The organism is Microbacterium sp. NPDC089696 (genome assembly GCF_044749125.1).
Lineage (GTDB): Bacteria > Actinomycetota > Actinomycetes > Actinomycetales > Microbacteriaceae > Microbacterium.
Map to the genome: position 1 here is coordinate 1994270 of NZ_JBIVHF010000001.1, position 16555 is coordinate 2010824.

Genomic DNA, 16555 nt, shown 5'->3' on the forward strand with positions numbered 1-16555 from the left:
GGCCGCGGAGTGCCTCATCGAGCAGGTCCGGCCTCGCCTCAGTCGTCGACGAGAAGGCGCCGCACGCGCGGGATGACCTCGGTTCCGTAGAGCTCGATACTGGTCATCATCGCCTCGTGCGACAGGGTCCCGGTGGCGTACTTGAGGTCGAACCTTCCGAGCCCGAGGGTGCGCACCGTGTCGGCGATCTTCGCAGCCACGCGGTCGGGTGAGCCGACGTAGAGCGCCCCCGCCGGACCGACGTCGTTCTGGAAGCGAGCGCGGCTGTAGGCGGGCCAGCCGCGCTCCCGCCCGATCGTGTTGTTCATCGCCTCGAAACCGGAGTAGGCGGCGTCCCAGGCCTCATCGTCCGTAGCGGCGATGTGCCCCGGAGAGTGGACGGAGATGGGGTGCGAGGTCGTCCCGAAGGACTCCACGGAGCGGTGGTAGAGGTCCACGAAGGGCCGGAAGCGCGCTGCCGGGCCTCCGATGATCGCGAGCATCAGCCCGAGACCGTGACGGGCCACTCGCACGACCGACTCCGGGCTCCCACCCACGCCGACCCAGGTGCGGAGCCCGTTCGCCGTCTTCGGGAACACCTCCGCGTTCTCCAGCGACGCCCGCATGCTGCCCGACCACGTGACCGGCTCCTCCTTCAGGAGCTCGACGAAGAGCTCGAGCTTCTGCTCGAACAGAGCCTCGTAGTCGCGCAGGTCGTATCCGAAGAGCGGGAAGGACTCGATGAAGGAGCCGCGCCCGAGCACGACTTCGGCGCGTCCGTTCGAGAGCGCGTCCAGGGTCGAGAAGCGCTCGAACACCCGCACGGGGTCGTCCGAGGACAGCACCGTGACGGCGGTGCCGAGGCGGATGCTCTCGGTGCGGCCCGCGATCGTCGCGAGGACCATCTCGGGCGCTGAGACGGCGAACTCCGGTCGATGGTGCTCCCCCACGCCGAAGAACCCGACACCGACGCGGTCCGCCAGCACCGCCTGATCCACGACGTTGCGGATCGTCTCCGCACCCGTCAGAAGCTCGCCGTCAGCGCCCCGTGTGATGTCGCCGAATGTGTCCAGCCCGAACTCGATGTCCAATGTCAGCCCTTTCTATTCACCTGAATGAACAGTGATGCCGACGAGGACATTCCCGTCACCGCGCGAGGAGTGCGGTCCGGAGCGTGTCCAGCCCGACCCCGCCCATGTCCAGCGCACGCTTGTGGAACTCCTTGATGTCGAAGTCCGCACCGCGCTCGGACTGATAGGCGTCGCGGACCTGCTCCCAGATGCGCTGGCCGACCTTGTACGACGGCGCCTGCCCCGGCCAGCCGAGGTAGCGGTTCACCTCGAACTGCACGAACTGATCCGACATGTTGACGTTGCCGCGCAGGAAGTCGAGGGCGTACGCGGCGTCCCAGGTGCCCTGCCCGTCGAGTCGCGTCTTGCCGAGGTGAACACCGATGTCGAGCACGACCCGTGCGGCGCGCATGCGCTGCCCGTCGAGCATTCCGAGACGATCCGCGGGGTCGTCGAGGTAACCCAGCTGCTGCATGAGGCGTTCCGCATACAGCGCCCACCCCTCCGCGTGCCCGGACGTGCCGGCGAGCAGACGTCGCCAGGAGTTCAGCTCGCCGCGGTTGTACACGGCCTGCGCGATCTGGAGATGATGTCCGGGTACGCCCTCGTGATACACGGTGGTGAGCTCGCGCCAGGTGTCGAACTCCGTCACGCCCTCGGGCACGGACCACCACATGCGACCCGGGCGGGAGAAGTCGTCCGTCGGACCCGTGTAGTAGATCCCGCCCTCCTGGGTCGGCGCGATCATGCACTCGAGGGTGCGGATCGCCTCGGGGATGTCGAAGTGGGTGGCACCCAGCTCGGCGACGGCACGGTCGCTCGTCTCCTGCATCCAGCGCTGCAGGGCCTCGGTGCCCACCAGCTTGCGCGCCCGGTCGGACTCGAGGTGCGCCACGGCTTCCTCGACGCTCGCGCCGGGAAGGATCTCGTTCGCGATCGCCGTCTGCTCGGCGACCATGCGATCGAGCTCCTCGCGACCCCACTCGTACGTCTCGTCGAGGTCGATCGTCGCCCCGAGGAAGCGGCGCGAGTTCAGCGCGTACAGCTCACGACCCACGGCGTCCTCCTCGGATGCCGCCGGTGCGAGTTCCTCGGCGAGGAAGCGCCGCAGCGCTCCGTAAGCGACTCGCGCGGATGCCGAGTTCTCGTCGAGCGTGCGCGCGAGGGAAGCGGGGAGGTTCCCCTCGTCGGGCGACGCGTGAGCGACGAAGGCCGCGAAGAAGCCGTCGTCCGCGATGTACCTGTCGATCTGCGTCGCGACCTCGACGACCTGACGACGTGCCGGTGTGACACCCGCGGCGATGCCGGCGCGCAGAGTCTCGGTGTATCCGCGCAGCGCTTCGGGCACGGCGGCGAGACGGGTCGCGATGACCGACCAGTCGTCGGCGGTGGAGGTGGGCATGAGGTCGAACGCCGAACGCACGTCCTGCGCCGCAGACGCGATGACGTTGAGGTCGCGGAGGTGCCACCGGGCTTCGTGCAGCTCGAGGTCGAGCGAGAGCTCGGCGCTGAGGTCGGCCTTCGTGACCTCGTCGACGGCATCGACCGGCTCGAGTGCGCTGAGGTCGGCCAGGGCCTTCCGCGTGGCCGCTGCGATCTCTTCGTGCCCCTCGGGGCTGAGGTCGCCGAAACGATCGTTGACCTCGTCACGACCGATGTACGTGCCGAGCGTCGGGGCGAGGACCGCGATCGTGTCGACCCAGTCTTCGGCGACCTTGTCGATGGCGGAGGGGGTGCGGGGGGAAGACGTCATCCCTTCAGCGTAGCCCGCGGCGGCCGTGCGGACACGTCGGTCTCGCACGGCCGTTTCGCTCGGATCAGTGGGCCGCTTCGTTCCAGTCCTGGCCGCGACCCACCTGCACGTCGAGCGGGACCGACAGAGACGCCGCATCGCCCATCCGCGAGCGGACGATGCGCTCCGCGGCATCCCACTCCCCCGGCGCGACCTCCACCACGAGCTCGTCGTGGATCTGGAGCAGCACCCGCGACGCGAGTCCTTCGGAGCGCAGGTCGCCGTGGATGTGGAAGAGCGCGATCTTCATGATGTCGGCTGCGCTGCCCTGGATCGGGGCATTGAGCGCTGCCCGCTCCGCGTTCTCGCGCAGCACCCGGTTCGGGGACGCGAGATCGGGGAAAGGCCGCCGACGTCCGAAGATCGTCTCGGTGTATCCGTCCTCTTTGGCCCGCAGCACCGACGCGCGCAGGTAGTCTCGCACGGCGCCGAAACGCGCGAAGTACTCGACCATGAGCTGCTTCGCCTCGGACTGCTCGATCCGGAGCTGCTTCGAGAGACCGAACGCGGAGAGGCCGTAGACGAGACCGTACGACATCGCCTTCACCTTCGTGCGCATCGCGGCCGTGACGTCCGCCGGGTCGACGCCGAACACGCGCGCACCGACGAACCGATGCAGGTCCTCGCCGCTGTTGAACGCCTCGATCAGACCCTCGTCGCCCGAGAGATGCGCCATGATGCGCATCTCGATCTGCGAGTAGTCCGCCGTGAGCAGCGCCTCGTACTCGTCGCCGACCTGGAATGCGCTGCGGATGCGTCGGGACTCCTCGGTGCGCACGGGGATGTTCTGCAGGTTGGGGTCCGTGCTCGACAGCCGCCCGGTCTGGCTGCCGGTCTGCACGTACGTCGTGTGGACGCGATGATCCGCACCGATCGCGGTGTCCAGGGACTCGATGATCTGACGCAGCTTGGTCGCTTCACGGTGCTGCAGGAGGAGCCCGAGGAACGGGTGCGGGTTGGTCTCCTGGAGATCGGCGAGCACCGCCGCATCCGTGGAGTAGCCGGTCTTCGTCTTGCGCGTCTTCGGCAGCTGCAGGTCGTCGAACAGTACCTCCTGCAGCTGCTTCGGCGAACCGAGGTTGAACTCCCGCCCGACGATCGAGAATGCCTCCTGCGCGAGTCCCTCCGCGCGAGTGCCGAGCTCTCCGGAGAACGTCGACAGCACGTCGTGAGAGACCGCGACTCCTGCGACCTCCATGTCCGCGAGCGTCAGCAGCGTCGGAAGCTCGATATCGGTGAGCACAGTGCCCACGGATTCCGGGATGTCTTCGCGAAGGGCCTGAGCCACGCGGAGCGCGAACCACGCCTCCTGGGAGGGCGTCGCGCCTTCGGTCTCCGGGACGAGCTGCGAGGGATCGGCCTCAGGGAGCTTCTCCCCCAGGTAGCGCTCGACGAGGTCGGCGAGCGTCTTGTCGGGGAAGCTCGGGCGCAGGAGCCAGCCGGCGAGGCTCGTGTCGTAGGCGAGCCCGTCGAGACGGATGCCGACGCGGAGAAGAGCCTTGACCTGCGGCTTCGCGTCGTGGAGGACCTTCGGACGATCGGACTCGAGCCACGCCGTCAATCCCGCGGCGGCATCATCGCTCCAGTCGACCTCCCGGAGAGACTCCACGGTCGCGGCGCCGAGGCGGATCGGCACGCCGTTCTGCGTGACGATCCGGAGGGAGATGTCGCCCTCTTGCGCGCCGACCCACGCAGCGAAACCAGCGGCATCGACCTGCTCGGGCGTCGGCATCTCGACCACGGACGCCGGGTCGTCGGCGACCTCGCCGGCGCCGACGGCGTCGAACACGCGCGGCAGCAGCGTGCGGAACTCGAGGCGCGCGAAGATGTCACGGACCGCCTGCGCATCGATCGGGCTCACCGCGAGGTCGTCGGGCGCGACGGGCAGTTCGACGTCGCGGAGGAGACGGTTGAGCTTGCGGTTCCGACGCACGTCCTCGATGTGGTCGCGGAGGTTGCCGCCGACGACGCCCTTGATCTCCTCCGCACGCTCGAGGAGCTCGTCGAGCGTGCCGAACTGCGTGAGCCATTTGACGGCCGTCTTCTCGCCCACCTTGGGGACGCCGGGGAGATTGTCGCTCGTCTCGCCCACGAGGGCGGCTATGTCCGGATACTGCTCCGGGCGCACTCCATAACGTTCCTGGACCGTCACCGGGTCGTAGCGCTTGAGCTGGGAGACGCCCTGCACGTTGGGATAGAGCAGTGTGATGTCGTCGTTCACCAGCTGGATCGTGTCGCGGTCGCCCGACACGACGAGCACCTCATACCCCTGCTCGGCGCCCTGTGTCGAGAGGGTGGCGAGGATGTCGTCGGCCTCGATCCCCTCCTTCGTCAGGACCGGGATCGACATCGCAGCGAGGCAGTCCTGGAGGAGCGGGATCTGGCCGCGGAACTCCTGAGGCGTCTCCGAGCGCGTGGCCTTGTACTCCGGGTACTCGTCCGTGCGGAACGAGTGCCGGGAGGTGTCGAAGGCGATCGCCAGGTGCGTCGGCTGCTCGGCCTTGATCAGGTTCACCAGCATCGACAGGAAGCCGTAGATGGCGTTCGTGTGCTGGTTGTCCTTCGTGGTGAAGTTGTCGACCGGGAGCGCGAAGAACGCGCGGTAGGCGAGCGAGTGGCCGTCGACGACCATGAGGGTAGGCTTTGCGGAGTCCGTCACCCTGTCAGCCTAACGATGACCACGGACACCCGCTGAGGAGGATCCATGAGCGAGACCGTGTCCGGTGCTGGACTCGACTGGGCGACGGCTCGGGGCATGGGAGCCCTCGCCGAGAAGATGGGGATGGAGTTCCTGGAGTTCTCGACTGAGCGCTGCGTCGCCACGATGCCGGTCGAGGGCAACACGCAGCCGGTGGGGCTCATGCACGGTGGTGCATACGTCGTCCTCGGCGAGTCGCTCGGCTCGATGGCTGCCAACCTGCATGCGGGTCCTGGACGGCTCGCGGTGGGAGTCGACATCAACGCGACCCACACCCGCTCAGCCACCTCCGGTGTGGTGACGGGCGTGTGCACGCCCGTTCACCTCGGGCGCAGTATCACGGTGCACGAGATCGTCGTCACGGACGGCCAGGGGCGCCGGTGCTCGACGATCCGCATCACCAACATGATCAAGGACCTACCGGCCTGACCCCTCCGCGCAGGAGGCCGAGCACCTCGGCCATCTGAGACGACAGGCCGTCCAGGCGTCCGTCGATCCCGTCCAGGCGTCCGTCGATCCCATCGAGCCGTCCGTCGATCCCATCGAGGCGGCGGTCGATGGCGTCGAAGCGGTCGTCGTGCTCGACGAGCTTCCGACCGATGCCGTCGAGGATCTCGTAGATCGACGCGATGTCGTTCGTGTTCTGCTCGACGCGGAGCTGGAGGGCGGCAGGAGTCAGGGGCATGCGACGACAGTACGCCGGACGGACCGGGCGAGAATCGCGTGGAGCGCGATTGTGGAGAACCGTGGCGAACTGCCCACGCGTGCAGGAGAGGACCATCACACGAGGATCCTCTGGAACAGGAGGTGATCCTGCCACTCCCCGGCGATCCGCAGATACTGCGGCGCCATTCCGATCTGCACGAACCCCGCAGACGACAGCACCCGTTGAGACGCCTCGTTGTGCACGAGGGTCGCTGCTTGGATCCGGTGCAGCTGCAGCTCGGAGCTCGCGAAGTCCACGACGGCCGCGACCGCTCGACCGGCGAGACCCCGACGAGTTCGCGAGGCATCGATCCAGTAGCCGAGATCCGTGCTCCAGAACGCACCGCGGACGACGTTGTTCAGGTTGATCCGACCCCGGATCTCACCGTCGTCGGACTCGATGACGAAGCGATACCCACGACCGGCCTCGACGTCGACGAGACTCTGCTCGACACCCTGCTCCTGGCGCTCGGCCGTGAAGAAGTCATCGGCGCGCAGCGGCTCCCAGGGCGCGAGATGCGCGCGGTTCGCGGCGTAGGCGCGCGCCAACGCCGCGCCGTCGCCCCGCCGGATGAGGCGCAGAGCGTGCTCCGCATCGAGCGGACGCACGGGACTACTTCTTCGGCGCGAGCTGCTCGATGATCGCCTTGGCGACGTCCTGCATCGTGAGACGACGATCCATCGACGCCTTCTGGATCCAGCGGAACGCCTCGGGCTCGGACAACCCCATCTTCTCGTTGAGGAGGCCCTTGGCCCTGTCGACGAGCTTGCGGGTCTCGAAGCGCTCGACCATGTCGGCCACCTCGGCCTCGAGCGTGATGATCTGCTCGTGACGCGCGAGGGCGATCTCGATCGCGGGAAGGAGGTCGTTCGGGGTGAAGGGCTTGACCACGTAGGCCAGCGCACCGGCCTCGCTCGCGCGCTCGACGAGCTCCTTCTGGCTGAAGGCCGTCAGCAGCACGACAGGGGCGATGTTGCCCTTGTGCAGCTTCTCGGCGGCGCTGATGCCGTCGAGCTGGGGCATCTTGACGTCCATGATGACGAGGTCGGGACGCAGCTCGGTCGCGAGCGCGACGGCGGTCTCGCCGTCCCCGGCCTCGCCCACGACGTCGAATCCGTTGTCGCGGAGGATCTCGACGATGTCGAGACGGATCAGCGATTCGTCCTCGGCGACGACGACGCGTCGGGGGGCGGATGCCGTGGGCTGCTCAGCCTGTTCTTGCTCTGTCACGCCTCCATCCTAATGGAGAGTGCCCACCACGGCCGTGAAGGAGTCGCCGCGCGCACATCGGTGCAGCGTCGCTGCGCTACAGTCGAAGACGCGACACACGAGCCGGCGTGGCGGAATGGCAGACGCGGAGCACTCAAAATGCTCTGTCCGAGAGGGCGTGTGGGTTCGAGTCCCACCGCCGGCACGAGAACGTGTCCGACTCTGTCGTCGGATGTGAACATGCGCTAGACAATGACCATGCGTGCGAATCCGGCCACCGACATCTGGAGTCGGACACGGCATCGACGGCGTGTCCTCGCGGTAGTCTTCGCGGTGGTCCTCGCGACGGCGACGGTGCTCGCCGCGGACGCGATCCGCCGCCATGTGGAGGGCGAGGCCGAGCTCGTCTCGGATGCCGGCTTCTATCGCGTGCCGCAGCCCCTCCCCTCGGGGGAACCCGGCGCCGTGATCCGCGCGGAGGAGATCGACAGTGCTCCTCTCGGCTCGACCGCCTGGCGAGTGGTGTACCACACGCGGGATCTCGCGGGGAAGGACGTCGCCGCCTCCGCCGTCGTGATCGTGCCGGACGTGCCCGCGCCGGACACCGGTCGCGTGAGCATCGCCTGGGGGCACCCCACGACGGGCGCGGCGACCCGATGCGCACCGTCGCTGGGCGTGGATCCGTTCCAGCTCATGGAGGGCGTGCACGAGTTCCTGCTCGCAGGCTACGCCGTGGTGGCGCCGGACTACCCGGGACTCGGCGTCCCCGGTGATTCGTCGTACCTGCTCGGGGTCCCGGAGTCCAACAGCGTCCTCGACGCCGTGCGCGCCGCACACAGCATCCGCGCGACGGGAGTCGGCACGGACTTCGTGCTCTGGGGGCATTCGCAAGGCGGACAGGCCGTGCTGTTCGCGGCCGAGCGCGCCGCGGTCTACGCCCCCGAACTCACACTGCACGGGGTCGCGGTCGCAGCGCCTGCGGCCGACCTGACCCGCCTCATGAGCGACGACATCATCGACATCTCGGGGGTGACGATCGCGTCGTACGCGATCCCCGCCTACGAGAACGCGTACGGCGACGAGTATCCGGAAGGGACGCTGTCGTCCATCCTCACGCCGGCGGGAGCGTCGGCGACTCCGAGGATGGCGTCGATGTGCCTGCTCTCGGAAGTCGCGGAGATCCACGAGATCGCCGATCCGCTCGTCGGAGGGTACGTCACGAGCGACCCGGCGACCACCGAACCGTGGAAGACACTGCTGAGCGAGAACAGTGCGGGCTCCTCCCCCATCGAGGTGCCGGTCTTCGTCGGACAAGGGCTCGCCGACGAGCTCGTGAGGCCGTCGGCGACTGAGGACTACGTCGCCCTTCTGTGCTCGCAGGGCGCGGACGTCGACTTCCATCGCTATCGGGGCGTGAACCACGGACTCGCCGCCTACGCCGCGCTCCCGGACATGCTCGTGTGGCTCGCCGATGTGAGCGCCGGGCGCCCACCCACGACGACCTGCGGCGCCGCCGGGCGCTGACACCGTGGACGACGACGGGGAAGGAGCGTGCGCTCCTTCCCCGTCGTGACGGACTGATCAGGTCAGACCGTGGCCTCCTTGTAGATGGGGGCCGCGCCGTTCACGGCATCCCCCACCTTGTGGACGCGGATGTCGTTGGTCGAGCCGACGATCCCGGGAGGGGATCCGGAGATCACGACGACCTTGTCGCCCTCGGTGGCGAGGCCGTTCTTGAGCAGGTAGTCGTCGACCTGGAGATACATGAGGTCGGTGTGCTGCACCATGTCGACGAGGCTGGAGCGGATGCCCCAGGTCAGCGCCATGCGACGACGGATGTCGGGCTCGGGCGTGAACGCGAGCATCGGGATGCGCGAGCGCAGACGCGAGAGACGACGAGCCGAGTCACCCGACTGCGTGAAGACGCAGAGGAACTTCGCCTCGACGAACTCGGCGACCTCGAGAGCGGCGAGCGTGATGGCCCCGCCCTGGGTGCGCGGCTTGGTCGTGAGCGGCGCGATGCGCTCCAGGCCGTGCTCCTCGGTGGACTCGATGATGCGGGCCATCGTCTCGACGACGACGACCGGATAGTCGCCCACGCTGGTCTCGCCGGACAGCATGACCGCGTCCGCACCGTCGAGGACGGCGTTCGCGACGTCGGAGGTCTCGGCGCGCGTGGGCACCGGGCTGCTGATCATCGACTCGAGCATCTGCGTCGCGACGATGACGGGCTTGGCGTTGCGGCGGGCGAGCTCGACGGCGCGCTTCTGCACGATCGGCACGGCCTCGAGCGGGAGCTCCACGCCGAGGTCGCCTCGCGCCACCATGATGGCGTCGAACGCGTCGACGATCTCCTCGAGCGCGTCCACCGCCTGCGGCTTCTCGACCTTGGCGATGACGGGGACCTTCACGCCCTCCTCGGCCATGATCTCGTGCACGCGGGTGACGTCGGCGGCGTTGCGCACGAACGACAGCGCGATCAGGTCGGCGCCGATGCGCAGACCCCAGCGCAGGTCGTCCTCGTCCTTCTCGCTCAGCGCGGGGACGTTGACCGCGACGCCGGGCAGGTTGATGCCCTTGTTGTTCGACACCGCTCCGGCCACGACGACCCGCGTCGTGACGGTGACGCCGTCGGTCTCGACGACCTCGACGCGCACCTTGCCGTCGTCGATCAGGAGGAAGTCGCCCGGCTTGACGTCCTGTGGCAGACCCTTGAAGGTCGTGCCGCAGATCTCCTTGTTGCCGATGATGTCCTCGGTCGTGATCTTGAAGATGTCGCCCTTGGCGAGCTCGTAGGGACCGGCCTCGAACTTGCCGAGACGGATCTTCGGACCCTGGAGGTCGACGAGGATCGCGACCGCACGACCGGCGTCGTCCGCGGCGCGGCGCACGTTCGCATAGTTGTTCTCGTGCACGGAGTAGTCGCCGTGGCTGAGGTTCAGGCGCGCGACGTCCACGCCGGCGTCGATCAGTGCACGCACGGTCTCATAGGTGGATGTTGCGGGGCCCAGGGTGGCGACGATTTTCGCGCGTCTCAACGGATTCTCCAGGGTAGAAAGTGGGGGATGGAAATCAGGCGACGATGCCGCGCTCAGCCTACGCGGGCTGGAGGCCGATCGCGACTTCGTGCGGGCGCACCGGCTCCGGGAGCACGGTCGTCCCCATGAGGAAGCGGTCGACGCTCGCGGCGGCCGCGCGGCCCTCCGCGATCGCCCAGACGATGAGCGACTGACCGCGGCCGGCGTCGCCGGCCACGAACACGCCCGGGATCGTCGACTCGTAGCTGTCGTCGCGCTGGAAGGCACCGCGATCGGTCACCTGGGGACGCGTGTCCTCGGTGAACCCGTCCTGCTCGGGGCCGGTGAAGCCCATCGCGATGAGGACGAGGTCGGCGGGGATCTCACGCTCGGTGCCCGACTTCGGCACGCGCCGGCCGTCGACGTACTCGGTCTCGGCGACGCGCAGGGCACGCACCTCGCCGACCTCGTTCGCGAGGAACTCGACGGTCGACGCGAGGAAGACCCGCTCACCGCCCTCCTCGTGCGCCGAGGAGACCTCGAACACGGTCGGCATCATCGGCCACGGCTGGTGGGCCGGACGCTCGGTGCCCGGCTGCGTGCCGATCGCGAGGTTGGTGACGCTCAGCGCGCCCTGGCGGTGCGCCGTGCCGATGCAGTCCGCGCCGGTGTCGCCGCCGCCGATCACGATGACGTGCTTGCCCTCGGCGGTGATCTGCTCGGTGACCTTGTCGCCGGCGACCGCGTGGTTCGACTCGACGAGGTACTCCATGGCGAAGTGAACGCCGTCGTGGTCCCGACCGGGGATCGGGAGGTCGCGCGGCACGGTGGAACCCGTCGCGATCACCACGGCGTCGTACCGGGCGCGGAGGTCGGCCCAGGTGATGTCCTTGCCGATCTCGACACCCGCACGGAAGCGCGTGCCCTCCTCCTGCATCTGACGCAGGCGGGCCTCGAGCTGCCCCTTCTCCATCTTGAAGTCGGGGATGCCGTAGCGCAGCAGACCGCCGATGCGATCGTCGCGCTCGAACACGGCCACGGTGTGACCGGCGCGCGTGAGCTGCTGCGCCGCGGCGAGTCCGGCGGGACCGGAGCCGACGACGGCGACCGTCTTGCCGGTGAGACGCGCTGGCGGCTGCGGCTCGACCCAGCCCTTGGCGAACGCCTCGTCGATGATCGACTGCTCGATCTGCTTGATCGTCACGGCGGGCTGGTTGATGCCGAGCACGCAGGAGCTCTCGCACGGCGCCGGGCATAGACGCCCGGTGAACTCCGGGAAGTTGTTCGTCGCGTGCAGCCGGTCGATGGCCGCACGGCCTTCCCCGCGCCAGGTGAGGTCGTTCCACTCGGGGATCAGGTTGCCGAGCGGGCACCCCTGATGGCAGAACGGCACGCCACAGTCCATACAGCGGCCGGCCTGGCGCTTGAGCACGGCCTGGTCGCCGGCCTCGTAGACCTCTTTCCAGTCCATGATCCGCACGGGGACGGGACGACGGGCCGGGAGCTCCCGCTCCGTGACCTTCAGAAAACCTTTGGGATCAGCCACCGGTCACCTCCAGGATCCGGTTCCAGACGACATCGCCGTCGGGGTCGATCCCCTCGGCGACGGCGTCCTCGCGCATGGTGCGCACCGCGGCGTAGTCGCGTGGGAGCACCTTGGTGAACTCGCCCGAGATCTCATCGAACCGGGCGAGGATGTCGGAGCCGAGCGGCGACGCCGTCCGCTCCACGTGCTCCGCGATCAGGCTGCGCAGCACTTCGAGATCGGCACGGTCCAGGGGCTCGAGCAGCAGCTCGCCGCTGCCGAGGGACTGCGCGTTGATCTTGCCCGTGTCGAGCGAGCGGATGTAGGCCACGCCGCCGGACATGCCGGCCCCGAGGTTGCGCCCGGTCGTCCCGAGGATCACCGCGACACCGCCCGTCATGTACTCGAGCGCGTGGTCGCCCACGCCCTCGACGACCGCGGTGGCGCCGGAGTTGCGCACCAGGAAACGCTCCCCCACGACTCCCGACAGGAACATGGTCCCGGACGTCGCGCCGTAACCGATCACGTTGCCCGCGATCACGTTCTCCTGCGGCACGATGGTCGAGCCGCGTGGCGGACGGACGGTGATGTCGCCGCCGGAGAGACCCTTGCCGACGTAGTCGTTCGCGTCGCCCTCGAGGCGCAGCACGATGCCGGACGGCAGGAACGCCCCCAGCGACTGTCCGGCTGTGCCGTGCAGGGTCACGTCGATCGTCTCGCGCGGCAGCCCGGCGGCACCGTGACGAGAGGTCACCTGGTGACCGAGCATCGTGCCGACGGCGCGCTCGGTGTTGGCGATGGGCAGCTCGACGACGACCGGCTCGCCGTTGAGGAGAGCGGATTTCGCGACGTCGATCAGCTGCACGTCGAAGTGCTTGTCGAGCTCGTGGTCCTGCGTACGGCGGCTGCGACGCGGCTCGCTCGCGGGGAACGCGGGGCCGTCGAGGACCGGGCTGAGGTCGAGACCCTCGGCCTTCCAGTGCTCGACCGCGGCGTCGACCTCGATGAGCTCGGCTCGTCCGACGATCTCGTCGAGCGAGCGGAAGCCCAGCTCGGCGAGCAGTTCGCGCACCTCCTCGGCGATGAACTCCATGAAGTTCACGACGAACTCGGGCTTGCCGGTGAACCGCTCACGCAGCACAGGGTTCTGCGTCGCGACGCCCACGGGGCACGTGTCCAGGTGGCAGACCCGCATCATGATGCATCCGCTCACCACGAGCGGCGCCGTCGCGAAGCCGAACTCCTCGGCCCCGAGCAGCGCGCCGATGATGACGTCGCGTCCGGTCTTCAGCTGCCCGTCGACCTGGACGACCACGCGATCGCGCATGCCGTTGAGCATGAGCGTCTGCTGCGTCTCGGCGAGGCCGAGCTCCCACGGGGTGCCGGCGTGCTTGAGCGAGTTCATCGGGCTCGCACCCGTGCCGCCGTCGTGGCCGGACACCAGGATGACGTCGCTGAGAGCCTTCGCAACACCCGCCGACACCGCGCCGATACCCGACTGGCTGACCAGCTTCGTGTGGATGCGCGCCTCGGGGTTCGCCCTCTTCAGGTCGAAGATGAGCTGCTTGAGGTCTTCGATCGAGTAGATGTCGTGGTGCGGCGGCGGCGAGATCAGACCGACGCCGGGCGTGCCGCCGCGAGTGCGGGCGACCCACGGGTACACCTTCTGCGGGGGCAGCTGACCGCCCTCGCCGGGCTTCGCACCCTGGGCGAGCTTGATCTGGATGTCGTCGGCCTCGGTGAGGTAGAGGCTCGTGACGCCGAAACGCCCGGAGGCGACCTGCTTGATCGCGCTGCGGCGCTCGGGGTCGACCAGACGGTCGGCGTCCTCCCCGCCCTCTCCGGTGTTCGACTTGCCGCCGATCCGGTTCATGGCGATCGCGAGGGTCTCGTGCGCCTCCTTGGAGATCGAGCCGTAGCTCATGGCTCCGGTGGAGAAACGCTTCACGATCGCGGAGACCGGCTCCACCTCGTCGAGCGGCACGGGCTTGCGGGTCCCGGTGCGGAGAGTGAAGAGGCCGCGGAGGGTCTTCAGCTCGGCGGCCTGGTCGTCCACGAGCCGCGTGTAGTCCCGGAAGATGTCGTAGCGGCGCTCGCGGGTCGCGTGCTGCAGCTTGAACACCGTCTCCGGGTTGAACAGGTGCGGGGAGCCGTCGCGCCGCCACTGGTACTCGCCACCGGTCCACAGACGCTCGTGCGCGCGGGCCGCGGCGTCCTCCGGGTAGGCGTAGTCGTGACGGGCCTGGTTCTCGGCGAAGATCTCGGCGATGCCGATGCCGCCGAGCTTCGACTCGGTGCGCGTGAAGTACTTGTCGATGAACTCCTCGCTGAGACCGACGGCCTCGAACACCTGGGCGCCCGCGTAGGACGACACGGTGGAGATGCCCATCTTCGACATGATCTTCAGCACGCCCTTGCCGAGCGCGTAGATGAGGTTCTTGACGGCTTTCTCGGGGCTGATGCCGGTGATGTAGCCGGTGCGCACGAGGTGCTCGACGGTCTCCATCGCGAGGTACGGGTTGATCGCGGATGCGCCGTAGCCGATCAGGGTGGCGACGTGGTGGACCTCTCGCACGTCGCCGGCCTCGACGATCAGGCCGACCTTCATGCGGTTCTCGCGCCGGATCAGGTGGTGGTGGATCGCCGACACCATGAGCAGCGACGGGATCGGCGTGAGGTCCTTGTTCGAGTCGCGGTCGGACAGGATGATGAACTCCGCGCCGCGCGCGATCGCCTCGTCGACCTCGTCGCACATCTCCTCGAGGCGCTTCTCGAGCGTGTTCGAGCCCGCGTCGAAGTGGTAGAGGCCCTTGATAGTCGCGCTCGACCGGTCGGGCAGCGTCTTGTCGATGTGCCGGATCTTCGCGAGCTCGTCGTTGTCGATCACCGGGAAGTCGAGCGATACCGTCCGGGTGTGGTCGGGACCCCAGGTGAGCAGGTTGCTCTCCGGGCCGAGACCGAGCTTGAGGCTCGTGACGACCTCTTCGCGGATGGAGTCGAGCGGCGGGTTCGTCACCTGCGCGAACTGCTGCGTGAAGTAGTCGAACAGCAGACGCGGACGCTTGCTGAGTACGGCGATCGGCGTGTCGGAGCCCATCGCGCCGAGCGGCTCCACCCCGGTCTGGCCCATCGGAGTCAGGAGGATGCGGACCTCCTCCTCCGTGTAGCCGAAGGTGCGTTGACGACGCGTGATGGATGCCGGCGGGTGCACGATGTGCTCGCGCTCGGGGAGGTCGGCGAGGCGCACGGATCCCGCGTCCAGCCATTCCTGCCACGGGTGCATCGTGGCGAGGTCCCGCTTGATCTCCTCGTCCTCGATGATCCGCTGCTGGGCGGTGTCGACGAGGAACATCTTGCCCGGCTGCAGACGGCCGCGGCGCTTGATGCGCTCGGGCTCGAAGGTGAGGACACCGGTCTCGGAGCCGATCACGATCAGTCCGTCGGTGGTCTCGGTCCAGCGTCCCGGACGCAGGCCGTTGCGGTCGAGTGTGGCGCCGACGAGCGTGCCGTCCGTGAAGATGAGCGCGGCGGGGCCGTCCCACGGCTCCATCTGGTTCGAGTGGTACTCGTAGAACGAGCGCAGCTCCGGCGTGATGTCGGACTGCTTCTCGTACGCCTCCGGGACCATCATCATGATCGCGTGCGGCAGGCTGCGTCCGGTGAGGGTGAGCAGCTCGAGGACCTCGTCGAACGATGCCGAGTCGCTGGCGCCGTCGGTGCAGATCGGAAGGAGCGGGGCCACGTCGCCGAGCAGCTCCGACTCGAGCTGAGACTGACGGGCGCGCATCCAGTTGCGGTTGCCGCCGACGGTGTTGATCTCGCCGTTGTGAGCGAGCATGCGGAGCGGCTGCGCGAGCGGCCACGACGGGAAGGTGTTCGTCGAGTACCGGGAGTGCACGACCGCGAGCTCCGACATGAAGCGCTCGTCCTGGAGATCGGGGTAGAACGGCTCGAGCTGCAGCGTCGTGACCATGCCCTTGTAGCCGAGGGTCCGCGCGGAGAGCGAGACGAAGTAGGCGCCGAGCTCGTGGCCGGCCCGCTTGCGCAGGCGGTAGGCGACGCGGTCGAGGGCGATGCCCGTCAGCGGCGCGTCCGCGTGGGACCCTCCCCCGGCGCTGATGAAGAGCTGCTCGAACGCCGGACGCGCCTCGTCGGCGAGCTTGCCGAGGTTCTCGTTGGCGGTGGGGACCTCACGCCATCCGAGGACGCGGAGGCCCTCCGAGCGGGCGATCTTCTCGATGCCGGCCTTCTGCTCGCGGCGGACGCTCGAATCGCGCGGGAGGAACGCCAGTCCGGCGGCGTACTCGCCGACCGGGGGCAGTTCGAACTCCGTGACCGCGCGGAGGAACGCGTCCGGCATCTGGGTCAGGATGCCCGCGCCGTCGCCGGTTCCCGCATCAGAGCCGATCGCCCCGCGGTGCTCCAGGTTGCGCAGCGCCTCGAGCGCCAGCGCGATGATGTCGTGCCCGGCTTCGCCGCGCAGGGTGGCGACCATGGCCAGGCCGCAGGCGTCCTTCTCGAACGCCGGGTTGTACATTCCCTGCTTCGGGGGGTAGGCG

At 68.5% G+C, this 16555-nt stretch carries 11 protein-coding genes and 1 tRNA gene; 3 read left to right on the forward strand and 9 right to left on the reverse strand.

Features of this window, described 5'->3' with window-relative positions:
- Positions 1–38 precede the first annotated feature (38 nt).
- The 3 genes from ACIPY8_RS09900 to polA form a co-directional block, all read right to left on the reverse strand.
- Positions 39–1070 (reverse strand): LLM class flavin-dependent oxidoreductase, encoded by a 1032-nt coding sequence (locus ACIPY8_RS09900; protein ID WP_400817463.1) that lies wholly within the window; start codon positions 1068–1070, stop codon positions 39–41.
- Positions 1071–1125: 55 nt separating this feature from the next.
- The gene (locus tag ACIPY8_RS09905) at positions 1126–2802 is read right to left on the reverse strand and encodes a DUF885 domain-containing protein (RefSeq protein ID WP_400817465.1); all 1677 of its coding nucleotides are present in this window, start codon (positions 2800–2802) and stop codon (positions 1126–1128) included.
- Between the two features lie 64 nt (positions 2803–2866).
- Positions 2867–5500, reverse strand: a complete 2634-nt coding sequence (gene polA, locus ACIPY8_RS09910; protein WP_400817467.1) for a DNA polymerase I — start codon at positions 5498–5500, stop codon at positions 2867–2869.
- 45 nt (positions 5501–5545) lie between these two features.
- Here polA and ACIPY8_RS09915 point away from each other — a divergent pair, with 45 nt between their 5' ends.
- Entirely contained in the window at positions 5546–5968 is a 423-nt protein-coding gene (locus ACIPY8_RS09915; protein ID WP_400817468.1) for a hotdog fold thioesterase, read from the forward strand.
- On the opposite strand, the gene ACIPY8_RS09920 is transcribed toward ACIPY8_RS09915, so the two are convergent.
- The 3 genes from ACIPY8_RS09920 to ACIPY8_RS09930 all read right to left on the reverse strand — a co-directional run bounded on the left by ACIPY8_RS09920 (position 5949) and on the right by ACIPY8_RS09930 (position 7475).
- Positions 5949–6224, reverse strand: coding sequence for a hypothetical protein (locus ACIPY8_RS09920; protein ID WP_400817471.1), 276 nt, complete (start codon positions 6222–6224; stop codon positions 5949–5951). The genes ACIPY8_RS09915 and ACIPY8_RS09920 overlap by 20 nt on opposite strands.
- 95 nt (positions 6225–6319) lie before the next feature.
- Positions 6320–6853 carry a GNAT family N-acetyltransferase gene (locus ACIPY8_RS09925; protein WP_400817473.1) on the reverse strand — a complete coding sequence of 178 codons (534 nt, stop codon included), beginning with the start codon at positions 6851–6853 and terminating at the stop codon, positions 6320–6322.
- A 4-nt stretch (positions 6854–6857) separates the two neighbouring features.
- Positions 6858–7475 (reverse strand): ANTAR domain-containing response regulator, encoded by a 618-nt coding sequence (locus tag ACIPY8_RS09930; protein ID WP_025103469.1) that lies wholly within the window; start codon positions 7473–7475, stop codon positions 6858–6860.
- Between the two features lie 101 nt (positions 7476–7576).
- Between ACIPY8_RS09930 and ACIPY8_RS09935 the strand changes: the two genes are divergently transcribed.
- Positions 7577–7659, forward strand: a tRNA-Leu gene (locus ACIPY8_RS09935).
- Positions 7660–7712: 53 nt separating this feature from the next.
- The gene (locus ACIPY8_RS09940; protein ID WP_400817475.1) at positions 7713–8978 is read left to right on the forward strand and encodes an alpha/beta fold hydrolase; all 1266 of its coding nucleotides are present in this window, start codon (positions 7713–7715) and stop codon (positions 8976–8978) included.
- 62 nt (positions 8979–9040) lie between these two features.
- Here ACIPY8_RS09940 and pyk read toward each other — a convergent pair whose 3' ends face one another.
- From pyk to gltB, 3 genes are read right to left on the reverse strand one after another with little or no spacing between them, the layout of a single operon-like run.
- Entirely contained in the window at positions 9041–10492 is a 1452-nt protein-coding gene (gene pyk / locus ACIPY8_RS09945; protein ID WP_400817477.1) for a pyruvate kinase, read from the reverse strand.
- A 58-nt stretch (positions 10493–10550) separates the two neighbouring features.
- On the reverse strand, positions 10551–12017 hold the full coding sequence (locus ACIPY8_RS09950) for a glutamate synthase subunit beta (protein WP_400817479.1): 1467 nt from the start codon (positions 12015–12017) through the stop codon (positions 10551–10553).
- The gene (gene gltB, locus ACIPY8_RS09955) at positions 12010–16533 is read right to left on the reverse strand and encodes a glutamate synthase large subunit (protein WP_400817692.1); all 4524 of its coding nucleotides are present in this window, start codon (positions 16531–16533) and stop codon (positions 12010–12012) included. Before gltB ends, ACIPY8_RS09950 begins: the two co-directional genes overlap by 8 nt.
- Positions 16534–16555 lie beyond the last annotated feature (22 nt).